The sequence below is a fragment of the Leptospira brenneri genome (assembly GCF_002812125.1).
In the GTDB taxonomy this organism is placed as follows: Bacteria; Spirochaetota; Leptospiria; order Leptospirales; family Leptospiraceae; genus Leptospira_A; species Leptospira_A brenneri.
The window spans coordinates 1-25,323 of record NZ_NPDQ01000011.1 but is presented as its reverse complement, the minus strand read 5'-3'; the positions used below and the strand labels follow the sequence as shown (position 1 = coordinate 25,323).

Sequence of the window (25,323 nt, the reverse complement as noted above, 5' to 3'; positions counted from 1 at the left end):
ATTGAACGAATTTTTATTTTCAGACTTCCCTGAAGTTTCGTCAGAGGATTGGAAAAACCAAATCCTCAAAGATTTAAAAGGTAACCCTTGGGACAAGGTCACTTGGGAAACCGAAGAGGGTTTCAAAATCGAACCCTTCTACCGCAAAGAAGATATCTCAGACCTCCCCAGAGTTTACAAACGAACCAATGGTTGGAGCGTCACAGAAACAGTCACTGCAGAATCTGAACTTACCAACCTCTCCCAAAAAGGGGCCGATGCTGCCATTCTGATTTCTGGAAAAGAAACTGCTGGAAACGGATTTAAAATCAATTCATCGGCAGACCTAGAAAAGTTGGCTGGCCTTACGGGAAACTTACCCTTAATTGTTTCTTTAAGAGAAAAAACCCCTGACTTTTCTGAGGCACTAAAAAAGCTCGTTTCTTCGCATAACATCGTACTCGGTGACTTTGATCCTTATGGATCAGCGTTAAAAGATGGAGAGTTAGGATCAGAAGATTCTACAATCGGCAAAACCTTAACTTCCCTTTCCGGGACCAAAGGATTTGCGGGTGTGGGAATTCACAGTTATTACTTGCGAGATGCGGGTGCCTCCATTGGCCAAGAACTCGCCTATTCCCTATCTTGGGGAGTGGATTATTTGAACCGTCATATTGATGCGGGTGTGGCAATCGAAGACGCAGCCTCCAATCTCTGGTTTTGGACGGGGATTGGTTCTGATTATTTCACTGAAATTGCAAAACTACGAGCTTTACGAATCCTTTGGACAGAAATCTTAAATGCTTACAAACCAGGTCTTGGAGAATCTTTACCTGCCCTCATTGTAGCACAGACTTCCAACTTCCAATTCACAGCTTATGACCCTTATGTCAATATGTTACGCGGAACCACTGCCGCCATGTCTGCAGTTATGGGTGGTGCTGATTTTGTGGCAGTATTACCATTTGATTCTGAATACTCCGCACAACAAGAGTTAGGCAAACGAATTGCTAGAAACTCCCAACTCCTCCTTCGTTATGAATCTTTCCTAGACAAAGTGGAAGACCCAGCCGCTGGATCTTATTACCTAGAAGTTCTCACAAAAAAATTAGCAGAAACCGCTTGGACCAAATTCCAAACGATTGAGAAAGAAGGTGGGTTTCTCCAGGCTTTACAAAAGGGAAACCTTCAAAAAGAAATCAGTGTTAGGGCGGACAAAAAAAGGAATGCTCTCGCTACTAAAAAAGAAATTCTTTTGGGAACCAACCAATACCCTCTTCCCTCCGAAAGGCATCCTGAATTAAAAACTTCTTTGGAAGAAACTTCAAACGAAATCAGTACAAAGAAAAACACAACCTATTCTCCTCTCCTTCCTGTTCGCCTCTCCTATGAATTTGACAAATGGAGAAACCTGACGGATCTTCATATTGCTGCGGGTAAAAAACTTCCAAAGATATTTTTACTCACCATTGGTGACTTAACCATGCGAAAAGCTCGTGCTGGGTTTAGTTCCAATTTCCTCGGTTGCCTTGGTTATGAAATCATCGATAACTTAGGATTTTCTTCTGTAAAGGAAGGGGTAACCAAAGCAAAAGAACAGGCAAGTGAAATCGTAGTTTTATGTTCGTCTGACGAAGAATATGCGACCTACCTACCTGAGTTTGCCTCCGAGATGAAATCCCAATTACCAAATTCCTGGAAACTCCTTGCGGGATACCCAAAGGATTTAATTGCAGAGGCCGAGTCACTCGGAATCGACGACTTCATCCATATGAAACGAAACATCGTGGAATTTATGGAAAAAGCCCAAACCAAATGGATCGGGAAATAAAATGAACAAACCTAATTTTGCAAGTACTCCACTTTCTTTCGGTTCTAACAAACCAGATGCCAAGTCCATTTCCCTTTGGCAAACGGCAGAAGGAATCTCCATTCAATCTCGTTATGCGAAAGATGATTTAGAAGGAATGGAACACTTAAACTATGCCGCGGGAATCCCTCCTTACCTACGTGGCCCTTATTCCACAATGTATGTGAATAAACCCTGGACCATTCGCCAATATGCCGGGTTCTCCACTGCCGAAGAGTCCAATGCCTTTTATCGTAGAAACTTAGCTGCCGGTCAAAAAGGACTTTCTGTGGCCTTTGACCTTGCCACTCACCGTGGATACGACTCGGATCATGACCGTGTGGTAGGAGATGTGGGAAAAGCGGGTGTAGCGATCGATTCCGTGTTGGACATGAAGATCCTCTTCGATCAGATCCCTCTCGACCAAATGTCGGTTTCCATGACCATGAATGGGGCCGTGATCCCAGTCCTTGCCTTCTACATTGTTGCTGCAGAAGAACAAGGAGTCTCCAAAGACAAACTTTCAGGTACCATCCAAAATGATATTTTGAAAGAGTTTATGGTGCGTAATACTTATATTTACCCACCGAAACATTCCATGAAAATCATTGCCGATATCTTTGGTTATACTTCCAAGTACATGCCTAAGTTTAATTCCATTTCCATTTCCGGATACCATATGCAAGAAGCTGGGGCCACTGCGGATTTGGAGCTTGCTTATACACTTGCGGATGGTTGGGAATACATCAAAACAGGAATTGCTTCTGGACTTTCCGTAGATGAATTTGCGCCCAGACTTTCTTTCTTTTGGGCGATTGGAATGAACCATTTTATGGAGATTGCCAAGATGCGTGCGGGCCGTCTCCTCTGGGCAAAAATTGTCCAACAGTTCCAACCGAAATCAACGAAGTCTTTAGCCCTTCGAACCCACTGCCAAACTAGTGGTTGGTCCCTCACCGAACAAGACCCTTTCAATAACGTAGGAAGGACCTGTATCGAAGCGATGGCTGCAGCTCTTGGCCACACTCAGTCTTTACATACAAACGCCCTCGACGAAGCCATTGCTCTCCCCACAGATTTTTCTGCAAGGATTGCCCGTAACACACAAATTTATCTCCAAGAAGAAACCAATATCCACAGAGTCATCGACCCTTGGGGTGGTTCCTTCTATGTAGAAAAACTCACAAATGATTTAGTTCACAAAGCCTGGGCTCTCATCACCGAAGTACAGAAGTTAGGTGGTATGGCAGAAGCCATCGAAACGGGAATTCCTAAGATGCGAATTGAAGAAGCATCTGCGAGAAAACAAGCCCGTATCGATTCTGGAAAGGATGTGATTGTGGGTGTGAACCGGTTCCGATTGGATAAGGAAGCCCCTCTTGATATTTTAGATATCGATAACACTGCGGTTCGAATTGCCCAAATCAAACGTTTGGAACAAATGAAAAAAGACCGCGATAACACGGCCGTAGAAGCTGCGTTAAATGCCATTACCAAATGTGCGGAAACCGGTGAAGGAAATCTTCTCGAACTTGCCGTTGATGCAGCAAGAAAGAGAGCCTCTCTCGGTGAAATTTCTTATGCCATGGAAAAAGTATTTGGGAGGTACAAAGCTGTGATTCGTTCCATCTCTGGAGTGTATTCTTCTGAAATTTCCGAAGACAAAGGGTATCTGGAAGCAAGGTCACTTGCGGATGAGTTTGCAAAATTAGAAGGACGCCGTCCACGGATCATGGTGGCCAAAATGGGTCAAGATGGACATGACCGTGGTGCCAAGGTGATCTCCACTAGTTTTGCTGATATGGGCTTTGACGTTGATATCGGGCCACTCTTCCAAACTCCAGCAGAAGTTGCCAAACAAGTGGTAGAAAATGACTGTCATATTTTAGGGGTGTCTTCTCTTGCTGCTGGCCACAAAACTTTGGTTCCCCAAGTGATTGAGGAACTAAAAAAACTAGGCGCAGAAGATGTGTTAGTTGTTGTGGGGGGAGTGATTCCTGCACAGGACTATGACTTTCTCTATAAATCAGGTGCCACTGCTATCTTTGGACCAGGAACCGTGATCTCAGAAGCTGCCAAACAAATTCTGAATATCCTTCTTGGCGAAAGAAGAGCCGCTTAAGTTCTAGATAGGACATTCGCAAAACACCGGTTTGCCTATAATGGGAATCGGTGTTTTTAATTTTTTACGAAACAATATTTATGGGAACACCGAACAAGGACAATGGGAAAGAAACTACGGACCAGGAAGGTGCAAACCAAAAATCAGCACTTTCTGTAAACCCCGGTGTCGCCGATGCCCCTGCCATTTCACCCTACATTCGTGACCAAAGAAAAACCTTAAGTCGCAAAGAAATTTCGATAGAGGAACTAGCCGCAGGAATTCTATCGGGAAACCGCACTCACCTATCCAAGGCCATCACTCTTGTCGAAAGCAATTTAGAAGCACATAATGACAAAGCCCAAGCCATTTTGGAACTCGTGATGCCAAAAGTAGGAAACTCCATCCGGATTGGAATCACAGGAGTTCCTGGTGTAGGGAAATCCACATTTATCGAAAGTTTTGGAAGTTACCTTCTCGAACAAAATCACAAACTAGCAGTCCTTGCGATTGACCCCAGTAGTCAGCGAACCAAAGGATCAATTCTTGGTGATAAAACCAGAATGGAAATTCTTTCCAAATCAGAAAATGCTTTCATCCGTCCCTCACCCAGTAGTGGTTCTCTGGGAGGTGTTGCCAGAAAAACACGTGAGTCTATGTATCTTTGTGAGGCAGCGGGGTTTGATACCATCATCATTGAGACTGTAGGTGTGGGCCAATCGGAAACCCAAGTGCATTCTATGGTGGATTTCTTTTTACTCCTCATGCTTGCGGGTGCCGGGGACGAACTCCAGGGGATCAAACGAGGCATTATGGAGATGGCCGACCTCATCGCTATCAACAAAGCGGATGGTGCCAATGAACCTTTTGCCATGCGAGCCAGAGTCGAATACGAATCGGCCCTCCATCTTTTCCCTGCCCCTGAATCCAAATGGACACCCAGAGCCACTACTTGTAGTGGGATTGGTGGGAAAGGAATCGATGAAATCTGGAAATTGGTTTTAGATTATATCTCCACCACAAAAACAAACGGATATTATGCGAAAAATAGAGAAAACCAAACTCGTATGTGGTTTGAAGAAACTTTGAGAGAGGTAGTTCTCGAACAGTTTTTTGCGAAACCAGGGAAAAAAGAATCAATCCTAGAATCAGAGAAGAAACTGATGGCAGGGAAATCCACTCTCTTAAAAGAAATCAAACATTTGATGGAGAATTAAAAAAAACCACCGCGGTGGTTCCACGATGGCGTTTGCAAAAGCAAATTAGATTGTCTAATGGAAATCGAACGCTATTTCGCCAATCTGAGAAAGGGGGGTTGATTGGCAATCTGCCCTTATACTACCGCATAGTGAATGCTCTGTCTATGTACCAAATGGTATAAAAACAAAGGGAATCCCCAAGAAATATCTAACTTAGATGGAAAAAGAAAAACCAAGGAAAAGGTAGATTACCAGAGTTTCCAAATGAATTTTGGTCCCTCTCTTATACCACCGAATTGATCAGAAATACCAGAACGAAGTACACACCAAACCAGAGAACAAGCCGAAGTTTGATCCAAAGAGTGGAAATCCATCGGGTGTAATGATGGCGCGGTTGTATGTATTCTTGTGAGTCGATCGCTAAATGGTAACGGAATTTTCAGAGTTTGTCCATTTACCAGATGGTATAAATTAGAATTCTCAGTTCTTTCAAAAGATTCCGAATTGGCGCGCTTTTTTTAACATTTGTACCCTTGTATTTACCTGAAGTTTTTTATAGATGGTTTTGATTTGTTGGCGAACCGTTCCCACCGTTGTCCCAAAGAGAGATGCAATTTGGTGAGGGCTATCCCCTTCGACTATGAGTTCTAAAATTTGTCTCTCTCTCGGAGTGAGAACCTCTACCCCCACTCCGAGACCGGTGACAGTTTGGGGTTTACGAAAGGATAACAAAACTTTTGCGGCAATGGAAGGAGAGATCACACTTCCCCCATCAAGTAAGGTTTGGATGGTATCGTGAAGGGAATCTAGTTCCGATTTCCAAATATAACCAGAGGCCCCATTCCGAAGGGCAGAAAATATCGCATCGTCGGTTTGTAAGGAAGAAATCACGAGGCTCTTTCTGGATTCGATGGTATGATAAGTTTTGAGTACATCGATCCCACTCATTCCAGGAAGTCCAATATCTAAAATGAGAAGATCCCATTCCTTTATCTCTTCCTCCGCCCAAAACTCTTCTGCCGAATTCCAAGTTTTTAAGTGAAGAGAAGGATTCTCCTCTAATACTCCGCAAAGCGAATGTAAAAAATCCAAATTGTCTTCAATGATACCGATAGAAATGGATTTCATAATTCAAACACACTGATCGGAAGTTTCATATTGATTTGGTATGGAGGATTAGTAATATTCATTTCTCCATTTAGGAATTTGATTCTTTGGTATAACCCTCGTTCGCCGATTCCCGATTCGGATTCCTCTGTCCCCTTTAAACTTAGATTGTTCTCCTTATCTTCTAAACTTTTTGATTCTGAGAGAAAACGAAATTTTAAATGTTCTGGAGTTCGGTCTACTTGCCAGGAGGATGTTCCATCTCCATGACGTAAATCATTGGTAGTGATCTCTTTAAAAATTTGAAGGATGTGGTGAGCCATTTCTGGTTCTTTGATTTTGATGATCGGATCTTCTCCCAAAGTTTCCCATTCTAACTTAATATTACGACCAGCGAGTTTGTATCTTTTTTTAATGGATAACTTCAATCCATCTAAGAGAGATTCTTGGAATAATTCCCTCTCATCTTCTTCTTGGACCTGTGTGCGTAAGGATTGGAGTGCCGAAGTGGAAAGTCGTTTTAGTTTTTGTAATTGAAGGTCTGTAATCTCTTTTGGAGATTTTTCCATCTTTTGCGAAAGCAAAACTAAATCTGTGAGCTGAGAACCCAAACTATCATGAATGTCCTGAAAAAAAGTCCTACGTTTCTCTTCGAGTAACATACCGCGATAAGCAGCGATGTACCGAGTTCGAAACCACCAATGGTTTAAAAAGAAGGCCACAAGAAAGAGAGGGAAAATGGTCGACATCTCTCTCCAAGTTTCCAGTGGGATCACTGTTTGGTTGGCAAAATACACACGGATGATATAAATCATCAAAACAATGGACCACTCTAAAATGTACTGCCAAACAAGTCCGGGGTAAAAGAACGAAGATGTGGCAAGGATGGCTGTAATTGTTAACCAATTTCTAGGATCAAAATAGGGAATGGTAGGATCATGAAATCCAGTTTCGATTTCCACAAGAACCAAAAGAAATAATGTCAAACGAACAATGATAGGAGCAAAACCAAAAAACCTTCTATAAAAAAAGGAAGTAAACACAAGGATGATACTTAAACCAAGTTGGATCGCCGATAAAATACAATTGGTTTGGTCTATGGCATTCCATTCCAAATACACACTTTGGATATATGCCAGGCAAAAAGCGAAACCAAGAAAATAGAGTTTACTGAGAATTTCCGAATATACAGCAAGAAGTGAAATTGGATCAAGAGGGATCCCCCGGAAAAGAACAGATATTCTTTGTAACATACGAGTTTTACCTGGGTATCAAACTTTTAGGAAATACAAACTTTTTTTAAGTTTAAACTTCTAGTCGACCAATGTGTTCCAACAAAAGTTTCTCATCATCGATAAACATCTGATTGAATTCAAGACCGATTTCATAAAAGGCCCCTTCTCCAAATTCTTCCAAACGAACAACCTTGGCTTTGGGGTACAAAACGTACTTAACATCAGGGAATCGTAACTCTAACTCTAACCTTGTCCCAAGAGGCATAGGTTCTTTGGTTCGGAAAAGTAAACCACCTTCAGAAATATCCTGGGATTCCCCTTCCCCTTTGTCATTGGGTAAAAATTGAGCCGAGCCGGCACCCGACTGGATCACTCGGTAAGTGAGATGGACTTTTTCAGAGATTCTTTTGTAGATTCGGCGTTCGCTAGACATGTTAGCAAGAGAACGCCGAATTCAAAGTTTGGGCAAGTTTAAATTTTTGCCCGATGGTTTCAAAAGTTTTCTAATTAATCTTCTAAATCCTCTGGTCGGATATCGTAATCCGGACGGAAAGCTCCTTCGATTTTTTCACGAAGGCGATCAACGTATCCAAACACCGCAGGCACCACAATGAGGGTGATGAGGGTGGAAAGGACAAGACCCCCAATGATCGCAATACCCATAGCTGTTCTCGATTTAGATGCTTCTCCAATTCCAAGTGCAATCGGCAATGTTCCTGCAATCATTGCAAGGGAAGTCATAAGGATGGGGCGAAGTCGTTTCGATCCAGCGTCAAAGATCGCTTCATCTCTTGTCATACCATGTTCTTTCATCGCAAGCATTGCGTGATCCACAAGTAGGATGGAGTTCTTGGCCACAAGTCCCATGAGAAGAATGAGTCCAATCATACTAAATAAATTTAACATTTCACCTGTGAGGGCAAGAGCGAAAAAAGCTCCAGAAATCGCAGGGGGAATGGCAAAAAGAATTGTAATTGGTGTGATAAAAGACTCATACAAAGAAGATAACACGAGATAGATGAAGATAAGAGCCATTCCAAAAGCAAGAACTATGTTTTGTAATAGTTCTTTGAAATCTTCCGATTGGCCCACAAAAGCATAAGTGATTCCCGGAGGTGGTGGGAGTTTTTCTTTTAATATTTTTGTGGCGGCTTCGGAAGCGGAGGCAATGGCTCCACCAGGAGCTAAGTTCGCATTGATAGGAACCACACGAGATCTGTCTTCACGAATGATCCTAGCAGGGGAACTACTTTCCTTTCCATCTGCAATGGCACTGAGTGGGATGAGTCTGTTTTGGATGTTGGGAACTCTTGTCTCATAGAAGGATCTACGTAAATTTCTTTGGTCCTCTTTTAACCTAAGTCTTACATCATACTCAATCCCGTTTTCCAAATACTTTGCGACTTCCCCACCTTCAATGTGGTAACGAAGTTCGGCCCCCATCACCCCAGCCACAACACCGACTGTTTGCATTTTAGCACGGTTGGGAACTACTTGGAATTCTGGTTTACCAGTTCTATATGTGGTATCGATATCCGTTAAGTCAGAAACATTTTTTAGTTCTTCCATCACTTTAAAGGAATAAGCTTCTAAATCGTGTAGATTCTCTCCCTTTAAGTTTAAGTTAAACGGATACTGAACTCCACCACCAATCGCAGAATAATCGTTCACTTTCGGTCTTGCTTGAGGGTATTGTTTTAAAAATTCACGGATTTGGTCTTTTACATCGCCAGTGGTTCTTTTTCGATATTCAGATGGCAATAATGCCACACCAATCGTGGCAATATTGGATTCACCATCGCTATTTCCCACAACTGTTGCGATCAAATCAAGTTCCGGAACCGTTTTGATGATTTCGGTTTGGATTTGTTTAACCATTTCCGCTGTGCCTTGTAAAGAAGTTCCGGGAGCCATCTCCACGTTCACCATAAACTCACCTTGATCGTTTGCAGGTAAGAAGGTCTTTTTTACAAAAGCCAAAGAGAAAATACTCGTAACCAAAGTAAGGAAGGTAAGAAGGATGACTGCCCATGGTTTCTTTAAGGCAAACTTCATAATGATTCCGTACATTTTGTCCAAGAAATCTTGGAACTTGTCAAAGTTACGTAATACAAAATTTTTCTTTTTATGAATGTCTGTTTTTCCAGCAAAATAAGCTGATAACATCGGTGCTACGGTCAAACCATCAAAAAGGGAGATGATCATCGCAAAAACAACCGTCAAACCGAACTGTTTAAAGAACTGACCAACAATCCCAGAAAGAAATCCAATCGGAAGAAATACGGCAATTACAGTTAAGGAAGTTCCAATCACAGCAAGTGTTACTTCTTCTGTTCCTTTCCTTGCTGCAACAATGACGGATTCCCCTTCTTCGAGTTTACGGAAAATATTTTCCCGCACGACAATGGCATCATCTACAAGAAGTCCCACAGCAAGGGATAATGCGAGCAGAGTCATTACGTTCATGGTAAAACCCATGGCATACATAATGATAAAGGCACCAAGCATTGAGTTGGGAAGTGCCATACCAGTGATCAAGGTAGAACGAACGTTCCCAAGGAAAAGATAAACTACGATGACCGCAAGTAGAATACCAAGTACGATCGCAATGGTAACATCCTCAATATTAGCACGAATCCATTTAGATCCATCTCGAATCAGAATGACCTTCGGAGCACCTTTCAAGTCTTTGATTTGATCGTTGATACTATCAATTTTTCCTAAAATCCCATCGGCAACTTCAACCGTGTTTGCACCAGACTGTTTGTATACGTCTAGGAAAAGTGCGGTTTTTTGAACTCTCTCTTTTTTAGGAGGATCGTATTTGAATAATAATTTTCCAATGATGGAAGGCTCTTCATGTTCCTCGGCACTAATGGCAGCATAGAGCATACCGAGTGTTTGGCGGTCTTCAAGAGTGTCTTTAACTTGTCCAAGATCCTTAACTAGAACCCCTCTTCCAAATTCTCCACCAAAAGATACAACCGTGTTTTCGATTTGAGATAAGGATTCATACTTTCCTACCGTACGAAAGGAAGTTTCTTTATCCCCCCCTTCTACTTTTCCTGCAGGGATATTCACCCCAGAGTTTTTGATTTGGTTTCCAATGGAAATGGCAGGAATCTGGAAGGCATTGATTTTATTGCGATCCAGTTCGATATGAATTTCTCTACGAGACCCACCGATGATTTTAACAGCGCCGACGTTATTGACCTGCTCGAGTTTGGTTTTGATTCTTTCTTTCGCTAGATCATAAAGTTCCCCTTCCGGTAGATCCGCAAAAAGTGAGATTCTCATGATGGGTTGGTCGGCCGGATCAAACCTCTGCACCAAAGGTTCTTTCGAGGAATCAGGGAAGTTTGGTCTTGCACGGGCCGTTTTATCCCGAACTTGTTGTTCCGCGTATTTGATATCTGTCGTGAGGTTGAACTCAGCAAATACAAGCGAGATCCCTTCTTGGTTCCGAGAGGTGATTCGTTTGAGTCCTGAAATAGAACTTAATTCCTCTTCTAAGGGTTTGGAGATGGAAGTTTCAATCTCTTCCGGACCAGCCCCAGGATATACTGTCGAAACCACGACAAATGGAATGTTGATGTCAGGGAAAAGGTCAACACCGATACGTTTTAAAGAAATATAACCCGTAATCACCATAATGATGACTAACGAAGATATAAAAATGGGACGTTTGATGGAAAAGGAAGCTATACTCATAAAACTCTTTCTCTATTTGAGCAATTTATATTCTTGGAGGCACGCAGTACCAGAACTCTCTCTGTAAGTAGACAGCAGTGTTGACTTACTATTCAAGATTTTTGTTCGATTTTCAAATTTTTCTTCTACAAAACTATCTGGGCACACATCACTCAATAAAAGAACGGAATCAAAATCCGTCCATTCTTTCCACCTATATTTATTATCATTCCGTACCATCCCCTGTTTGTAAGTCTTCAGTTTCATGGCAAGGTCAAAATCAGAGGCAAGCACACGTCCTTTGGAGCCGTATTTCTCCTCAAAATGGAAGGCATTGATGAGAATGTATTTCTTCTCAGGTGATATCTGTTCGGCGATCTCCCTTGCTGGTTGGAAATCGCCAGCGTTCATCCCGCGGTAACAAAACATTTTTTTCTCAAAAAATTCACCTGTCAAAATCCCTTGAGAGTATACAGAATTCGAAAATACAAAGAGAGAGGTTAGAAGGAAAACAGAAACAGAAGCAAACCTTTCTATTTTAGTCTCAGCTAACTGGTACAAACGGAGAATCCAAAGATACCCAACAAGCCCAATCGCAGGGATAAATTGTAATACATGTCTTGGTTGTTTGTTTCCCGTAGTCAGTTCCAAAATAAGAAGTTCTAAAAATAAAATGAGAGAGCCTGCAAGGAGAGGGTCTTTTAGTTTTGTTTGGAATTTTGTTCCCGGACGGAAAATAAAATAAAGAAGAGAGAGAGTGGAAAAAATAATTAACGTACGAAATCCCCAAATAAAATCAAAAACTCCCGGGATAGACGAATCAAGTCCTGGCTCTGTCCAAAGAGTTAAGAAAAAACTTCGTGTATAAGCATTGACAATCATCTGGGCATCAATCAAGGCATTGACCCGATCTGGATTCATAAACAACCAAAGAAATGCTGGGAAAATTGCATATACCCAAAGCACAACTGCGGTTTTAGGGAATACTTTTTTAATCTCATCTCGTTTACGGAAAAAATAAACAGAAAGATCCACAAACAAAAGGAAGGTGATCCCAAACATAAACTGTTTGAATCCCTTTTGGTTTAAGTTGATTTTTGTGACAACTCGCAAAATCGGTAAAGAAAACACCATTAAAACAACAAAAACAAGATAAATTAACCGCAATCCTCTCGCGTAGTTTTTTAATAAATAAAATAAAGCATCCTTGTAAATGCCCGGCGACCTTACCAACTCGTAGGCAAAACATGCCATAAAAAATAAAATCCCGTATGGATATTTAGTAAAATAAAATCCAAACAAAGAAAACAAAACAAGCCATTTGGTTCCAGAATCAATTTCAGTTTCCCGGTTATCCACATCGTACAACCGATAAACGGCATAAATAGAAAACAAAAGAAAAAACATAGACTGTGTTTCCAACATGGAAGAAAGAGAATATGCAGGAACTTCTCCTGTTTGGATGGTAAGAATAAAAACCAGTCCCGAAAGAATCCCTGACCACAATAGTGATTTTGTTATGCGAAAAGAAATATAAACCAATGCAGGATAAACTAAAATTAAAAAAAGAAGCCCTAAAAAAGAATCTCTATAAGTTTCATAAGCATCCAATGGCAAATAAAGAGTAACAAATGTTAGGATTGAGCGAAGTGGTGGCCAAGTGGGACTTTCCACGAACGGCATAACGGCACGAAACCAACTCCCCGTACGGAAATCAACATATTGATCAAGGACCTGATTCAGTCGGATATTTTCATCCCATGATAAAAAATCTTTGTTCGGACAGATACTGAGAAATGTCTCCCAAGACCTTGTAGCATAGAACACTACCAGAGAAACACCGAAAACGATAAAAATGAACCCCAAAAAACTGGGAAGAATGTTTTTTGCCTTCATACCAACCTTTGGAATCATTCTTTCTTTAGGGTCGACTTAAGAGCAACCGAAGTTCTTTTTCTGCAATTTTTCTCTTTGATTGTTGTCCAAGGTAGAGAATTCTGTCCGTTAGAAGGTTCCTAAAATGCAAGATTTCGTAGACCTTGGGGAAAAGATCATCTTCCTCGTTATGTTATTTGCGAGTATTCTCGCAATTGCTGTATTTATCGAAAGGTTGATTGTTTATAAACGTAATTTTAACAAAGAATCAGAGTCACTACTGGATTCACTCACGGTTCTCATTCGGCACAGAGACCTCAAAGGGACTGAGAAATTATTAGAGACTCACCCGATGGAAAACTCCTATACTCGTTTCATTCATTTTGTTTTAGAAAGGGAGAAGGAAAATCACAAGGGTTTAATGGAACTGATGGAAGGGAAAATTCTCAAAGAACGTTTGAGTTTAGAAGAAAGACTCCCTATCTTAAACACTCTCGGAAACAATACACCGTTTATCGGACTTTTAGGTACGGTTCTTGGTGTCATCAAGGCCTTTTATGGACTGGGAACTCTGGGGAACTCTGGGGCAGAAGTGGTCATGCGTAGTATCTCAACGGCTCTACTGGCAACGGCTGCCGGACTTGCCGTGGCAATCCCTGTGGTGATGGCAAATAATTACTTCACTCGTAAAATGAAACTCATCCTTGGACATCTAGAAATTCTATCAAAAGAAATCCATGCGAGTTTTGTGACGAGTGGAAAACACAACCAGTCTTCTAGTTCTACGCCGAATATCCACCACTAGAAAGTAAGCAAATAGAATGAAGTCATTTACCTTATCCTTGCAATACAAACTGAGACGATTTGGACTCTTTCGAGCCAGTCTATTTGCCTCAGTAGGTTTGCATGTATTTTGTTATCTGATTTATTTTATTCTCACACTTCCGAGTAACGCAGCCTTCCAAGAAACTTCAATGGAAGATGTGGATGTTTCGTTTGAAGAGATCCCACCTGAACTCATCGGTGGGACTTCGAGTCCGGCTCCCGTTGAAAAACAAGAATGGGTGGAAGGATCAAATAAAGATGCGGAAGAAAAACCAGACAATTCTGATTTGAATCCCAACCAACTTTCCGGAAACGGAACCGACAAAGATGGATATTTGTTTTCTTTTAATGGAGATAGACCTCCCACTCCCATCATCGATTTTGATTTGAAAGCATACTTTCCAGAAGCTGCTAAAGCAGCCAATATCAGCCAGAAAACAGTCATTGTAATGGTGCAAGTGGATGAACATGGTGTCCTTCAAGGTGTAAAAATTGTCTCTGGAAGAGCGGGTTATGGATTTGATGAAGCAGCCATTCGCATCATCCAAAGAGCTCGGTTTTCTCCTGGGTATGATAAAGGAAAACCTACCAGAATGGCACATAGGCTCCCGATCAGTTTTGATTTAGAAGAGGATTAAAATGTTAAGGAAAACCAAACATCGAATTGCACTTGGAACTGTTTTTATCTTTGTTGCTATGTTGATCGCGGGATTCCAATCCAAACCCATCACCGGGAAAACGGAATCCAAATCTTCCTTACGGAAACCTGGCCTCATACCTGATCCTTTCGAACTTTACCAAAGCATTCCCCCTTTTCGATCAGAAATGGTTGGTTCGGATTTGCCAGGGAGTTTCGAATTCACGGGGGAATTTCCAACACCAGCTGACCAAGGCACCTATAAAGATAACGTTGGTTACACTGTAGGTTATGGACTGATTTCTTATTTAGAGGCGAAAAAAAAAGGGATTCGAAATCTCTCGTTGGTTGGACCTTCCTCAGCTAACGGACAAAAACTTTTTTATTCTCCAAATTTTATTTATAATCAATTAAACAGTGGTAAAGACCAGGCAGTTTCACTTTTAGATGCCCTGGTGCTTGCAGAAAGTAGAGGATCTGTTCCTTTACAACAGATGAATGAATCTTCATCAAATTTCAGAACTAGACCCAAAGCGGATATTGTTGAAGCGGGAAGAAAAGCGAGACTTCGAAGGATTTATAGAATTGAACCACACGACCTCATTTCCATTAAACTAGCATTAGCTGAAAAAAGGCCCGTTCTCATCGGATATTTAGTTTATGAAAATTTCAGAGACCCTAAACCGGATGTTGTTTTTGAAACGGGATCTGGTGAAATCTTAGGTGCCCAGTCTCTTGTGATTTTAGGTTTTAATGACAAAAAGAAAGCCTTCAAGGTTTGGAATTCCTGGGGCTCTTCTTGGGGAGACCAAGGGTATTTATGGATTTCCTATGAAACCTTTCCTATGTATACAAAATCCGTATACGTAGCCGACTCGGAAATAGAAAACGAACTTCTAACTCAGAATAAATTAAATGATGCTTTAGAATCTTTGGAGTATGGGGAACATAACCTCTTCCCACCAAAAGAAGTTTTTGCTTCTAGAGGTGATTTTTCTGACCGCATTCGGATCAGTTGGTCTAGAGAAAAACGAGCCATAGGTTATGAAGTATATAGAAAACGTAAAATAGAGAACAAATACCAATTGGTAGGCCTTTCCAAACAGGCATTTTTTGAAGACTTCGGGATTCAAAAAAATACTGCCTATAATTACCGTGTGGCTAGTCTCGATGAAAATTTTTTATCAAAAGCTTCTCTTGACTCAAACGATGGTTATGCGGTTGACCCAACAAAACCTGCTGGAATCCTACCGGTAACAAATCTTCATGCATCGGTAGCTCCCACGAACGACAGAATTCTACTCGAATGGGACCCACAACCAATATCCACGACTTATGCTGTGTATAAATGGAATCCAACTGCTAGGATTTATCGTTTTTTAGGCAAAACTGAAAAAACTTCTTATATCGATTTAAAAGCGAGTCGTAATGGCGACAGCGAAATCTATCAAGTCATCCCAGAAAGGAACCAACTCATAGGAGAATCTAGTTATTATGTTTCCGCGCATTTAGATCCTTCTGAAGTTTTAAAACCTAGACCTAAAAATTTAACAGCCTCAAAAGGATTGTATGCAGGTGCGACCATTCTCCAGTGGGAAGGTTCCCCCAGTGCGATCGCGTATCATATCTTTCGTAAAACTAATGGCAATTGGAAACAAATTGCAAAAACAACGGATCTACAGTTCAAAGATGATAACTCTTCTGGAAAAGAATCTTTCTATGCTGTGGCATCAGAATTTGAAGGTGAATTATTTAGTCTCCCTTCCGAACCAGACATTGGATTTCCATCTCTTGTAGCAGGTAGGTCATTCGTGATCAAATCTCCTGAACTGACTGTTTCGGAGAACAGAAAAACTAGTGAATTTTTATTTAGTTGGAATCCGATTGCGAAGGTTACTTCTTACAAAATCTATATGCGTAAAAAAAACGATCCTGAGTGGAGTCTTGTCAAAGAAACCTCGGATACAAATTTCAAATTACAGAACTTAACGAAAAACCAATTTTATTTCTTTGCCATCCAATCCATTTCGAAAGGCACCGGCGAAAGTTTATTTTCAAAACCTGTGACATCGGTCATTTCAGATACAGTTGTTGATCTAAAAAAAGTAAAAACATTTGGTGAGTCCGCCATACAAAAGTTTATCGGCCCATGGACTGCCATGTATTGGGATGGGAAAAATAAAGTAAAGCCAGTCCGATTGACCATTGAAGCCGAAGATGTGGAAGGAAATATCATCATGAAGTGGAATGAAAATGAAATCTTCAGAGGGAAAAACATCGTCGATTCCGATCTACTAGAAGAAAAAGGAAAATGGAAAATTAAACTATCACCTAACTATGAGTCCTTGTCAGGTGAGTTCGAAGACAAAGTTTTAGTACCAGAAAAAAGCCAACTTTCTTTTATCAGAGAATAAAAGGAAAAGTAGAAGAAGAAAGTTACTGGTTACGATTTATCTTTTTCGTCAGCTCTAAACTTTTCAAGAAAGGTGTCGGGAAGTTTCCAGGGCCTATTCTTTTCAAAATCAAAAAACAAAGCAGAAAATACCGCTTCGCAGACGAGTGCTCCATCGGAAACACGGAACATATTTTGCACAACCTTACCTTTGATTTTTGACATTTCGCGAAATCCAGTTTCGATGCGCACAATGTCTGGATGGTGAAGGGGTTTGTGGTAAGACAGTTCCGCTTTTAACATGACTGGCCCCACTTTCATTTCACGCATTTCTTGGATGGAGAACCCTTCGTTTTCTAGGGCCTGGATACGAGCTTCGTCAAAATAGGACTGGTAAACGCCATTGTTGACATGGCCATTTGCGTCCATATGGCTCCAAAGAACGGGGATTACGGTGGTGTGGGGCATGGGGTGGTCCTGATGGGGATAGTTTAAGCAGACCGTTCTGTCTGTAAATAAAAAAACAGACAGAACGGTTCGTAAAGATTGACAAACCCCCTCCCCTCCCAATACTCAAATCCCATGAAAGGTTCCCCACGGCACCGCATCCTAGAAATCGCCAAAAAACGATTCTACCAACAAGGATACTACCATACCGGGATCAACCAACTCATCAGAGAATCAGGGACCGCAAAAGCTTCTTTCTATGACCACTTCCCTTCCAAACGAGATTTAGGAATTCGCGTCATCCAAGCCTATGGAGCCGACGTCCTCGTCTGGTTTCGTCAAATCCTAAGAGAATCTCATTCACCGGATGACTTTATTGCAGAGCTTTCCAAAGCCGTTCTGATCCAAATGAATGAAGACGGCTCCTATTACCAAGGTTGTCCGATAGCAATCTTCTCTTGCCAATTCCCTGTCGGCGAACAACCGTTCAGTGATGAATTTAAATCCATTGCATTCCGATGGGAATCCTTATTTGCAATGTATATTGGGAGATGGCAATCAAACGATTTGTTGGAGGAGAAAGTTAGTCCTATGGAAATGGCAAGAGATCTGATTAATCTTTACGAAGGAGCACTCATCAATTGGAGGATATCTTTGAATGAAGTATATATAAAACGAATGTTAGTTCAAATGAAACAAGTTTTTGATCTTAGTATTAAAAGATAGTTCCACTTTCACAGTTTTTACGACAGGTTTTTTCTAATCCCAAACAACTCCCCACAATGGCGGAGAAATCGATTGCACTATACTCAGAACTATTTGTAGAAACCCTATAAAAGGCATCGTTACGCAAAAAACAACTCCCCTCGATCGTAGAACATTTATTGCGTTCATAACAGGCAGAACGAAAAGAAAATGGCGACCCGCATTGGACAAACAAAAGTAGAGAACTAAATATAATTACTAATTTCATAAAGAGATAGTTTCGTTTTCTAATTCTTTTCTACCAAGGGAAGAGATAGTTTTTAATGCACCCGACAAATTTTGAACTTTTACTTTTCCTTTGATAGTGATCGGAACATCAAATAAAACTTCACCAGCCACTACCAATTCTTCACAAAATAAAAGAGACGGATACTCTTGGAAAAGATGATCAAACTGATGGATTTTTTTATAATGTGCTTCGTCGAGACTCACCAATATCTCACCAAGACCCGCCGCCTTTCTTTCTTTTGCCATCGTCAGTGAAAAATCAGCGTTTAAAACATAGGCATCCGAACGGCGTATTAAATAATCTTCTGTTTTTTTAACTGGAGCAAAACGATCACGAGGGATAATGATTCCTTTGAACTTCGGAAAATTTCCCACAGCACTCCCCATAGCCGTTTCCAACTGGATGACTGGTTTGCCGTCCACTTGTTTAGGATTTACAATCAGTGAAAGAGAAAAATTCCCTTGGTTAAATCTTTCTTTTAAAGCACGAAGATTGATCCAAAGATTATTGGTGGAGAAAGTTCTAAACTTTCCAAGACCACTGAATTCATTTTCATGTTCTTTGGGGACTTGTGCTGTTTCTAAAAGTTCGTATTTGATAAATTTACCACCAACGGTTTTCCGGTAGATCGCTCCCCCCTTCTTATCAGCAAGGGTTTTCGGAGTCATCTCCATCGCAAACTGGATGTTTTCCTTTAGTAAATAACTAACGATATGAGGATCAACTGTGGCACCTAAATTGTCTCCATTGGAAAGAAAAGCGATTTCAAATCCTAAAGAAAGAAGTTCATCTAAGATCCCTTCTTGGACCATCGTAAAATAAATATCACCATGACCAGGGGGACACCAGTTTTCTTTTTCATTTTTGTTTTGGATAGGAGCGAAGGTGCTGGCATCTAACCTCGGAACTTTGTTTTGTAAAAAACTAGTTCGAATTTTTTGTTGGAACCCACTTCTCTCTAATTCTTTTTGTGAATCTTCCTGTGTATTGTAAGAATCCATAAACAAAAGAGGCACATCCACCCCATATTTGGAACGAATGAATTCAATTTGTTTTGCCATCACAGCAAGAAAGGACATCGAACCTTTGATGGGGATGAGAGACTTTGCCTTGTCGAGACCCATACTAGTCCCAAGGCCACCATTCAATTTGACCACCACAAGTTTAGATAATAAACTAAGGTCTGTGGGATAAGAAGAATGGATGGATTCTAAAGATATTTCATCGGTCTTAGGATCTAAGTCACCCACCTCTTCCCAATTGACCATTCCGGTTTCGCCGCTTCTCACAGCATCTACCTTCGAGATAAAATCGACGATGAATGCTTCTGAGAGCCCGCCGGCTTTCATTGTATCTCTGATCATTTGGTCTGATTTCTGTTTATCCATATCATTTCCCTTCGTGTGGTTCCCCAAGTTCGATCCGATGTGGTTCTTCCGATACCGCAGGATTCCATAAAAAAAATACGAGGATATTTCGGCCGTCTTCTTTGGGAACGGCTACAGTCTCTTTCCTTTCGTATTTTGGCATAAAAACTTCAAAATTGTACATCCAGTACTTCCCTTTTTTACGAGTCACCTGCCGGATTCCTTGTTTTAAAGGATCCTTTTTGGTGAGTTTTCCATAAGGAAGGGGGTACTTCGTTTCCCAAATTTGGGGCAAAATCTTCGCTGCTGCTTCATAATTTCCCGGTTCACTGGAAAGAACCGCCGGAAACAATCCTAGAAGTATAATAATTAAGAAACTATGACGCATACGATTCTAAAAGGCAATCCTATGTAAGTACGGTAATCGGTCAATTCAGGAATTCTTCTGGCGCTGGAATTGATTTTCATAGACAAGAATCGAGTCAGACAGAATCATTTAATTCATGTTTCGATTCATAGAATACCTGGAACGTTTTTGGGCGTTATTGTCGTTTTATCTTCCCAGCCATTTGTTTGTGGAGAATAATAAGGATAAAAACATATTGATTGTTCCTGGATTTCTGGCCGGACGTTCTTATTATTCGAGACTCAAGTCCAATTTGGATAACTTAGGTTTCAAGGTGGGGATCCTTTCCACATTACGAAATCCCCTGTCTTTGGAAGAAGCAGTCCAACATTTAGCCAACCAAATTCTAACAGCACCTAATGAAGTGACTTTGATTGCACACAATACTGGTGGGTTGCTTGTTTTAATTTTACCTGACGAAGCCAGACGAAAAGTCAAACGCCTCATCACTCTCGGAACACCTTTTCATGGTTCAGACCGGTTCATCAACACTAGACAATCCTATTGGGGTTATGAATCCGACTGGGTAAAAACAAATTATAAAAACGCATTATTTTTTCCTTTATTTCAACCTCTCTCTGCCATTGAGGATTTTTCCTTTCCCCCACAAGAGAGCACTGAATTTGGACAAGGCCGTGACCTCTGGTTTGACATTCCAGGGAATTACAACTTAGTACGTCGAAACGAGAACATTCGTACCCTTCGAGAATTTTTAGGTACTCCAAAAGACAATATTGCCATCAACTCTTCTCCCAAAGCAAATCCTGAGTTTGCAGTACCTAAAAAAATTGAAGTGGATTTTTCAAAATACGAACCATCCGTGTATAAGAAAAACCAAAAACAATTGGCTGTAAAAAAGAAGGTCGCTGCTAAAAAAACAATCCCGGCAAAAAAATCAAAACCTGTCGCAAAGCCGGTAACAAAACCCAAAGCAAAGAAAAAGACAAAAAAACGTTAGTCTGAAAATAAAAAAACTGCCCACCAAACGGTGGACAGTTGCAAATTTAGTTGTATCAATCAACGAAAAAATTGATTAAACTTTTTTTAACTCTTTCACACAAGCGAGACAACTATCTCGACATTCTTTACAAACGGAATGATGGTTTGCATGTTTATCACATTCCTTAGCACAAGCTTCACAAACCTCAATACAAAGATTTGCTAGTTTTTTTGTATAAGTGGACGACTGACTTGCCAACTTCACAAAAGATTCACAAAGACTGATGACCTCTCTTGTGCTTGCCGCGCAAAGCGCTAAGGACTTATCCCCCTTTCCTAGCTCAGTCAAACAATGGCTGAGACAAACCTCAGCAGAAAGTTGGCAATGCATCGCTGCCATCATCGCTTTGGAGTATTTGGATTTGCCAGTTGTAGGCATCGTCATTGTGGAATGGTCATGGTCTTCTGCGGAAAGTGTAGATAAAATTCCGGAAACAGCAACTGCCATCCCTGCTTTTTGTAATAATTCTTTGCGATTCATATCGTATAACCTCTGTTAAAAAATAATTTTATTGAAATGGAAATTCTATCACCTTAGGAAAGGTGTGACCATCTCAAATCAGAAGTCGAACTGTTTGCGTAGGAAAATAAGGAGGAGAATGAAAAGAACTTAAAACTAACCATTTTCTGGATGGGCCGCCCAGAAGAACCTGAGGTTTCAAAACTGTAAATTCGTTCCAAACAGTGAATTTGATCTGTTTCCAAATGGGAAAATCCGGTCCACTAGAAGATTGGAGTTCTTCATGGGTGATGGGACAATCACAAGAATCAGCAGAATTTTTTTCGGATTCAGCAGTTTGATGGCAAGGTGGAATAGAAGCCCGTTCTACAAACTTTTCTGCAGAAGTACAAAATCCAAATACGGACGATTTGCACCCCAAATAGGCAAGAAAAATTAGAATGAATCCAACGGTAAACTTTCGTTTCATATTCTTCTTCTGCAGTGATTAGACGAACCTAAATATACATTCCTAAAATAAATTCTTCAAGCCTTTTCCAGCAACAATAAAGGTTCCAATTGTAGATCCAAATTGGGGAAGGAAAAAAACGAGAAAAATGTGGAGAACTCGATTCTTCCAGAAACCAGCAAAAGTTTCTGAGTCTTCGGCAATGTGTTCAAAATCTTCCACTAAAGGTTTTCGTAAATAAGATTCGGAAAGAGCACTCACCCAACCCGCTTTAAAAATGGGAACAAAGGTTCCGATAGGAGCAGTGATGAAAGCAAGTAAAATCGAAATAGGATGAGCCCAAGCAATGAGTGCACCAAGCGCCGCAAGTCCACCTTTGATATAAATCAGTTTTGAAAAAAGATCCATACCAGCCTCTCCACCTTGACTCCAAGTGGTATAACCAATTAAACCTGCAAAAAATGCCGGATACAAAATGATACTAATATTATCCCACCATTTACGTTTGGGGACTTCATCTAACTCTGATAAGTCGTTTTGGATATGTAAGTTTCTTTCGATCCCTGCTAAATGACCCGCTCCAACAACAGCCAAAACTTTTTTTACTGACTTACCTTCTGTCGATCTTCGAATTTTTTCAGCTAAATATACATCCCTTTCATCGATGATGACATGTTTCACTGACTCGTATTTCTTTGGGATTTGTGAGAATAAATCCTTTAGAATGTCTTCAGACTTCATCTCTTCAATTTTGTCATCAGACACGTCTTCCCGAACCAGAAGGGAAGCAAGTAAGGCACTGAAAAGATACATTTTTGAGAAAAACCCGACATTCCCCCAAGAGCGTTTGAGTGTGGTTTGGATTTCCCGATCCACTGCTAATACAGGTTTTTTTAGTGTTCGTCCCATAGTGATGGCTTTACGCATCTCATCACCAGGTTTGATATCTTTATTACCGATTTTTTTCTGAAAGGAAGAGAGGATGAGACTGGATAAAAGTAACCACATCTTTCTTTCTTTAAATACTTTGAATATATCTAATTTTTTTAAATAATCGGGATCTTCTACCGACTTCATCCTTGATTCACATAACTCAACACAAATGACATCAGGTTTTAATGATTGTATCATTTTTTCGACTTCATCTACACTTTGTTTGGAAACATGTGCCGTTCCCAGAATGTGGACTTCGGTTTTTCCGATGGTTTGGAAGAGATAAGGTTCTGTTGTTTTGAAACCTTTTTTGGCAGATTTTCTGGCAGGAGTTGTTTTTTTGATTGAACGCATAAGGAAAGGTTACTATCTATAATACCTAAGTAACGGTTCCTCTCTCTAGAAACAAGTAGAATGTCTATAAAATCCAAAATCATCAATGTGGGAATTGCCGATATTAAGGTCGGAAAAGATACGGATGTGCTTAGAACTACACTAGGTTCGTGCATAGGAATTGTTTTGTATGACCCAGATCAGAAAGTGGGGGCAATTTCTCATATCATGCTTGCCAAAGATCCAACAGGGAAGGACGCAACCAAGTTTCCACACAAATATGGAGAAACGGCCTTACCCATCCTCATAGAAATGATGAAACAACAAGGATCCAATATTGGCCAGTATTCCTGCAGAATGTTTGGTGGAGCCTCCATGTTTAAGGGAATTAACTCCCAATTTTTGCAAAACATCGGGGAACAGAACATCGCTATTGTTAAAAAATTCATGGAAGATAAAAAAATTCCCGTCATAGTAGAAGATGTTGCGGGAAATGAAGGACGAACCATCAGTCTTTACTGCGACGACGGGCGCGTGTTGTTAAAAAAAGCTGGTATGGAAAAATACCTTTATAAGGTGCGTTAGGCGAATATGCTAAAATCAAAAGTAGATGAAGTATTACAAGACGTAAATAAACTACCAGCGATTTCGGCGGTGGTGTCTAAGGTTTTGGAAAAACTCCAAAAACCTGACGTAAATATCGCTGACCTTGCGCAGGAAATTTCAAAAGACCCGGCAATTACTGCAAACGTGATTAAACTTTCCAATTCTGCATATTACAGGGCATCAAAACCCATTCGTACTGTCCAAGAAGCACTGATGACTCTTGGAATCAAAACAGTAAAGGAAATAGTCCTTCTGACAGCGGCCAAAGGAATCCTTTCACAAGACCTAAATAGTTATCAATTGGAGGCAGCACAACTTTGGACTTCTTCCTTACTTGTTGCTGAACTTTCTAGTAAAATCGTACAACATAAAAAACTCAAAATTGATAAAGACCTAGCTTTCACTTCTGGATTACTTTGTAGTGTTGGGAAAATTGTTCTCGCTCAGTTCTTTAGCCCCGTGATGATGCAAATCAAAACAGATCTAAAAGACAACCAAGAACCCTTCCCCGTGTTAGAGAAAAAGTATTTTGGATACACTCACATGGAAGTGTCTGAAAATCTTTTAAAACGCTGGAACTTTCCACTGGAACTCACTGACGTTGTGGCAAATTACCTAACACCAGAAAATTCAAAAAGTAATCCTCTTCTCACTTCTGTTGTGCATATTGCAAGCATCCTTATAGTAGTTTCTGGGATTGGAATCGATATTGGTGGTGAGTCTGTTCCGATTTCACCATTTGCCCTCAGCCAAACAGGTGTTACAGAGGCCGATATTGAAACTTATTTTGTTCATATCCCCGATTTACAAGCCGGTCTTGCAGATTTATTGAATGTATAGTTTCTAATTGTTAATTTCAAAATTGATCCGATTTTTATGAATATTATCTTTATTGGGGCAAGGGGTGCTGGAAAATCCAAAGTTTCGCGTTCCCTTTCCAAACAAACCGAGTTCCCTGTTGTTTCCACAGATTCCATAGCAGTGTACGAGTCGGGTGGAATCTCTATCCCTAAATTCGTGGAAAAATCTGGTTGGAAGGCCTTTCGTGAGTTAGAATATTCTATTTTGAAAAAACTACAAACTGCGGATGGTATCATCATCGATTGCGGAGGAGGAATCCTCTTTGATTTGGATGAATCCGGAAACGAAATTCCCAGTAGTAGAAAATTAGATTTACTCCGTAGTATCGGAAGGATCGTTTATTTGGAACGTGGGATCGAAGAACTGATTGAAAAAGTAAAGGGAGATTCCACAAGGCCCGATCTTTCCAAAGTCACTTCTTACCGCTCCATTTTAGAAAAAAGACTTCCCGTTTACCAAGAAGCAGCCCATTTTAAGTTAAATCTTTCTAAACTTTCGAAAGAAGAGGCCGCAGAACGAGTCTTAGACTGGCTTGGGATTAAATCTAAATAATTCACCAACTCCCACTTGATCCCCCACC

Annotated in this window: 23 protein-coding genes; 11 read left to right on the top strand and 12 right to left on the bottom strand. The window is 40.7% G+C overall.

Translation table 11 applies throughout. The features are described 5' to 3' along the window. The first annotated feature begins 1 nt into the window (after position 1). The 3 genes from CH361_RS17990 to meaB all read left to right on the top strand — a co-directional run bounded on the left by CH361_RS17990 (position 2) and on the right by meaB (position 5,146). Positions 2 to 1,810 carry a methylmalonyl-CoA mutase family protein gene (locus tag CH361_RS17990; protein ID WP_100792214.1) on the top strand — a complete coding sequence of 603 codons (1,809 nt, stop codon included), beginning with the start codon at positions 2 to 4 and terminating at the stop codon, positions 1,808 to 1,810. 1 nt (position 1,811) lies between these two features. Continuing rightward, positions 1,812 to 3,950, top strand: a complete 2,139-nt coding sequence (gene scpA / locus CH361_RS17985; protein ID WP_100792213.1) for a methylmalonyl-CoA mutase — start codon at positions 1,812 to 1,814, stop codon at positions 3,948 to 3,950. Positions 3,951 to 4,030: 80 nt separating this feature from the next. Beyond that, the gene (gene meaB, locus CH361_RS17980; RefSeq protein WP_100792212.1) at positions 4,031 to 5,146 is read left to right on the top strand and encodes a methylmalonyl Co-A mutase-associated GTPase MeaB; all 1,116 of its coding nucleotides are present in this window, start codon (positions 4,031 to 4,033) and stop codon (positions 5,144 to 5,146) included. A gap of 471 nt (positions 5,147 to 5,617) precedes the next feature. Here the strand turns inward: meaB and CH361_RS17975 are convergent, their stop codons facing one another. The 5 genes from CH361_RS17975 to CH361_RS17955 all read right to left on the bottom strand — a co-directional run bounded on the left by CH361_RS17975 (position 5,618) and on the right by CH361_RS17955 (position 13,074). Continuing rightward, positions 5,618 to 6,256, bottom strand: a complete 639-nt coding sequence (locus CH361_RS17975) for a response regulator transcription factor (RefSeq protein WP_100792211.1) — start codon at positions 6,254 to 6,256, stop codon at positions 5,618 to 5,620. After that, positions 6,253 to 7,488 carry a sensor histidine kinase gene (locus CH361_RS17970; protein ID WP_100792210.1) on the bottom strand — a complete coding sequence of 412 codons (1,236 nt, stop codon included), beginning with the start codon at positions 7,486 to 7,488 and terminating at the stop codon, positions 6,253 to 6,255. The genes CH361_RS17975 and CH361_RS17970 overlap by 4 nt, the downstream gene beginning before the upstream one ends. A gap of 52 nt (positions 7,489 to 7,540) precedes the next feature. Further along, positions 7,541 to 7,903, bottom strand: a complete 363-nt coding sequence (locus tag CH361_RS17965; RefSeq protein ID WP_100792209.1) for a PilZ domain-containing protein — start codon at positions 7,901 to 7,903, stop codon at positions 7,541 to 7,543. Positions 7,904 to 7,977: 74 nt separating this feature from the next. After that, positions 7,978 to 11,181: an efflux RND transporter permease subunit gene (locus CH361_RS17960; RefSeq protein ID WP_100792208.1), complete on the bottom strand. Its 3,204-nt coding sequence runs from the start codon at positions 11,179 to 11,181 to the stop codon at positions 7,978 to 7,980. 12 nt (positions 11,182 to 11,193) lie between these two features. After that, positions 11,194 to 13,074, bottom strand: a complete 1,881-nt coding sequence (locus CH361_RS17955) for a hypothetical protein (protein ID WP_100792207.1) — start codon at positions 13,072 to 13,074, stop codon at positions 11,194 to 11,196. Between the two features lie 106 nt (positions 13,075 to 13,180). Here CH361_RS17955 and CH361_RS17950 point away from each other — a divergent pair, with 106 nt between their 5' ends. Genes CH361_RS17950 through CH361_RS17940 form a run of 3 tightly spaced genes read left to right on the top strand, consistent with a single transcriptional unit; the run spans position 13,181 to position 16,911 of the window. Continuing rightward, on the top strand, positions 13,181 to 13,840 hold the full coding sequence (locus tag CH361_RS17950) for a MotA/TolQ/ExbB proton channel family protein (protein WP_100792206.1): 660 nt from the start codon (positions 13,181 to 13,183) through the stop codon (positions 13,838 to 13,840). Between the two features lie 16 nt (positions 13,841 to 13,856). Then, positions 13,857 to 14,498 (top strand): energy transducer TonB, encoded by a 642-nt coding sequence (locus CH361_RS17945; protein WP_100792205.1) that lies wholly within the window; start codon positions 13,857 to 13,859, stop codon positions 14,496 to 14,498. A gap of 1 nt (position 14,499) precedes the next feature. Beyond that, on the top strand, positions 14,500 to 16,911 hold the full coding sequence (locus CH361_RS17940; protein ID WP_100792204.1) for a fibronectin type III domain-containing protein: 2,412 nt from the start codon (positions 14,500 to 14,502) through the stop codon (positions 16,909 to 16,911). Between the two features lie 29 nt (positions 16,912 to 16,940). On the opposite strand, the gene CH361_RS17935 is transcribed toward CH361_RS17940, so the two are convergent. Beyond that, positions 16,941 to 17,357 carry an acyl-CoA thioesterase gene (locus tag CH361_RS17935; RefSeq protein ID WP_100792203.1) on the bottom strand — a complete coding sequence of 139 codons (417 nt, stop codon included), beginning with the start codon at positions 17,355 to 17,357 and terminating at the stop codon, positions 16,941 to 16,943. 114 nt (positions 17,358 to 17,471) lie between these two features. Between CH361_RS17935 and CH361_RS17930 the strand changes: the two genes are divergently transcribed. Then, entirely contained in the window at positions 17,472 to 18,062 is a 591-nt protein-coding gene (locus CH361_RS17930; RefSeq protein WP_100792202.1) for a TetR/AcrR family transcriptional regulator, read from the top strand. Here the strand turns inward: CH361_RS17930 and CH361_RS19910 are convergent. From CH361_RS19910 to CH361_RS17915, 3 genes are read right to left on the bottom strand one after another with little or no spacing between them, the layout of a single operon-like run. Further along, positions 18,052 to 18,309 (bottom strand): LA_0364 family Cys-rich lipoprotein, encoded by a 258-nt coding sequence (locus CH361_RS19910; RefSeq protein ID WP_100792201.1) that lies wholly within the window; start codon positions 18,307 to 18,309, stop codon positions 18,052 to 18,054. The genes CH361_RS17930 and CH361_RS19910 overlap by 11 nt on opposite strands. Continuing rightward, complete coding sequence (locus tag CH361_RS17920; protein WP_100792200.1) at positions 18,306 to 19,718, bottom strand: UTP--glucose-1-phosphate uridylyltransferase; 1,413 nt, start codon at positions 19,716 to 19,718, stop codon at positions 18,306 to 18,308. The genes CH361_RS19910 and CH361_RS17920 overlap by 4 nt, the downstream gene beginning before the upstream one ends. Before the next feature lies 1 nt (position 19,719). Beyond that, positions 19,720 to 20,085: a hypothetical protein gene (locus CH361_RS17915; protein ID WP_100792199.1), complete on the bottom strand. Its 366-nt coding sequence runs from the start codon at positions 20,083 to 20,085 to the stop codon at positions 19,720 to 19,722. 115 nt (positions 20,086 to 20,200) lie between these two features. On the opposite strand from CH361_RS17915, the gene CH361_RS17910 reads away from it, so the two are divergent. After that, positions 20,201 to 21,061 carry an esterase/lipase family protein gene (locus CH361_RS17910; RefSeq protein WP_100792198.1) on the top strand — a complete coding sequence of 287 codons (861 nt, stop codon included), beginning with the start codon at positions 20,201 to 20,203 and terminating at the stop codon, positions 21,059 to 21,061. A 75-nt stretch (positions 21,062 to 21,136) separates the two neighbouring features. Here the strand turns inward: CH361_RS17910 and CH361_RS17905 are convergent, their stop codons facing one another. The 3 genes from CH361_RS17905 to CH361_RS17895 all read right to left on the bottom strand — a co-directional run bounded on the left by CH361_RS17905 (position 21,137) and on the right by CH361_RS17895 (position 23,297). Continuing rightward, the gene (locus CH361_RS17905; RefSeq protein ID WP_100792197.1) at positions 21,137 to 21,583 is read right to left on the bottom strand and encodes a four-helix bundle copper-binding protein; all 447 of its coding nucleotides are present in this window, start codon (positions 21,581 to 21,583) and stop codon (positions 21,137 to 21,139) included. Between the two features lie 73 nt (positions 21,584 to 21,656). Continuing rightward, a complete protein-coding gene (locus CH361_RS17900; RefSeq protein ID WP_100792196.1) occupies positions 21,657 to 22,031 on the bottom strand; it encodes a hypothetical protein in 375 nt (124 codons plus the stop codon). A 42-nt stretch (positions 22,032 to 22,073) separates the two neighbouring features. After that, entirely contained in the window at positions 22,074 to 23,297 is a 1,224-nt protein-coding gene (locus tag CH361_RS17895; RefSeq protein ID WP_100792195.1) for a TraB/GumN family protein, read from the bottom strand. A 60-nt stretch (positions 23,298 to 23,357) separates the two neighbouring features. Between CH361_RS17895 and CH361_RS17890 the strand changes: the two genes are divergently transcribed. The 3 genes from CH361_RS17890 to CH361_RS17880 are packed head-to-tail and all read left to right on the top strand — an operon-like array spanning position 23,358 to position 25,295. After that, the gene (locus CH361_RS17890; protein WP_100792194.1) at positions 23,358 to 23,861 is read left to right on the top strand and encodes a chemotaxis protein CheD; all 504 of its coding nucleotides are present in this window, start codon (positions 23,358 to 23,360) and stop codon (positions 23,859 to 23,861) included. Between the two features lie 6 nt (positions 23,862 to 23,867). Continuing rightward, positions 23,868 to 24,722, top strand: coding sequence for an HDOD domain-containing protein (locus tag CH361_RS17885; RefSeq protein WP_100792193.1), 855 nt, complete (start codon positions 23,868 to 23,870; stop codon positions 24,720 to 24,722). 36 nt (positions 24,723 to 24,758) lie between these two features. Further along, positions 24,759 to 25,295: a shikimate kinase gene (locus tag CH361_RS17880; RefSeq protein ID WP_100792192.1), complete on the top strand. Its 537-nt coding sequence runs from the start codon at positions 24,759 to 24,761 to the stop codon at positions 25,293 to 25,295. The last annotated feature ends 28 nt before the right edge of the window (positions 25,296 to 25,323 follow it).

Excerpts from the sequence above, each read along its gene's own strand:
- meaB (WP_100792212.1), top strand. The coding sequence starts at position 4,031 with ATGGGAACACCGAACAAGGACAATGGGAAAGAAACTACGGACCAGGAA.
- CH361_RS17885 (WP_100792193.1), top strand. The coding sequence starts at position 23,868 with ATGCTAAAATCAAAAGTAGATGAAGTATTACAAGACGTAAATAAACTA.
- CH361_RS17950 (WP_100792206.1), top strand. The coding sequence starts at position 13,181 with ATGCAAGATTTCGTAGACCTTGGGGAAAAGATCATCTTCCTCGTTATG.
- CH361_RS17940 (WP_100792204.1), top strand. The coding sequence starts at position 14,500 with ATGTTAAGGAAAACCAAACATCGAATTGCACTTGGAACTGTTTTTATC.
- CH361_RS17965 (WP_100792209.1), bottom strand. The coding sequence starts at position 7,903 with ATGTCTAGCGAACGCCGAATCTACAAAAGAATCTCTGAAAAAGTCCAT.
- CH361_RS17935 (WP_100792203.1), bottom strand. The coding sequence starts at position 17,357 with ATGCCCCACACCACCGTAATCCCCGTTCTTTGGAGCCATATGGACGCA.
- CH361_RS17945 (WP_100792205.1), top strand. The coding sequence starts at position 13,857 with ATGAAGTCATTTACCTTATCCTTGCAATACAAACTGAGACGATTTGGA.
- scpA (WP_100792213.1), top strand. The coding sequence starts at position 1,812 with ATGAACAAACCTAATTTTGCAAGTACTCCACTTTCTTTCGGTTCTAAC.
- CH361_RS17880 (WP_100792192.1), top strand. The coding sequence starts at position 24,759 with ATGAATATTATCTTTATTGGGGCAAGGGGTGCTGGAAAATCCAAAGTT.
- CH361_RS17905 (WP_100792197.1), bottom strand. The coding sequence starts at position 21,583 with ATGAATCGCAAAGAATTATTACAAAAAGCAGGGATGGCAGTTGCTGTT.
- CH361_RS17890 (WP_100792194.1), top strand. The coding sequence starts at position 23,358 with ATGTCTATAAAATCCAAAATCATCAATGTGGGAATTGCCGATATTAAG.
- CH361_RS17955 (WP_100792207.1), bottom strand. The coding sequence starts at position 13,074 with ATGATTCCAAAGGTTGGTATGAAGGCAAAAAACATTCTTCCCAGTTTT.
- CH361_RS17895 (WP_100792195.1), bottom strand. The coding sequence starts at position 23,297 with ATGCGTTCAATCAAAAAAACAACTCCTGCCAGAAAATCTGCCAAAAAA.
- CH361_RS17930 (WP_100792202.1), top strand. The coding sequence starts at position 17,472 with ATGAAAGGTTCCCCACGGCACCGCATCCTAGAAATCGCCAAAAAACGA.
- CH361_RS17970 (WP_100792210.1), bottom strand. The coding sequence starts at position 7,488 with ATGTTACAAAGAATATCTGTTCTTTTCCGGGGGATCCCTCTTGATCCA.
- CH361_RS17975 (WP_100792211.1), bottom strand. The coding sequence starts at position 6,256 with ATGAAATCCATTTCTATCGGTATCATTGAAGACAATTTGGATTTTTTA.
- CH361_RS19910 (WP_100792201.1), bottom strand. The coding sequence starts at position 18,309 with ATGAAATTAGTAATTATATTTAGTTCTCTACTTTTGTTTGTCCAATGC.
- CH361_RS17920 (WP_100792200.1), bottom strand. The coding sequence starts at position 19,718 with ATGGATAAACAGAAATCAGACCAAATGATCAGAGATACAATGAAAGCC.
- CH361_RS17915 (WP_100792199.1), bottom strand. The coding sequence starts at position 20,085 with ATGCGTCATAGTTTCTTAATTATTATACTTCTAGGATTGTTTCCGGCG.
- CH361_RS17910 (WP_100792198.1), top strand. The coding sequence starts at position 20,201 with ATGTTTCGATTCATAGAATACCTGGAACGTTTTTGGGCGTTATTGTCG.
- CH361_RS17900 (WP_100792196.1), bottom strand. The coding sequence starts at position 22,031 with ATGAAACGAAAGTTTACCGTTGGATTCATTCTAATTTTTCTTGCCTAT.
- CH361_RS17960 (WP_100792208.1), bottom strand. The coding sequence starts at position 11,181 with ATGAGTATAGCTTCCTTTTCCATCAAACGTCCCATTTTTATATCTTCG.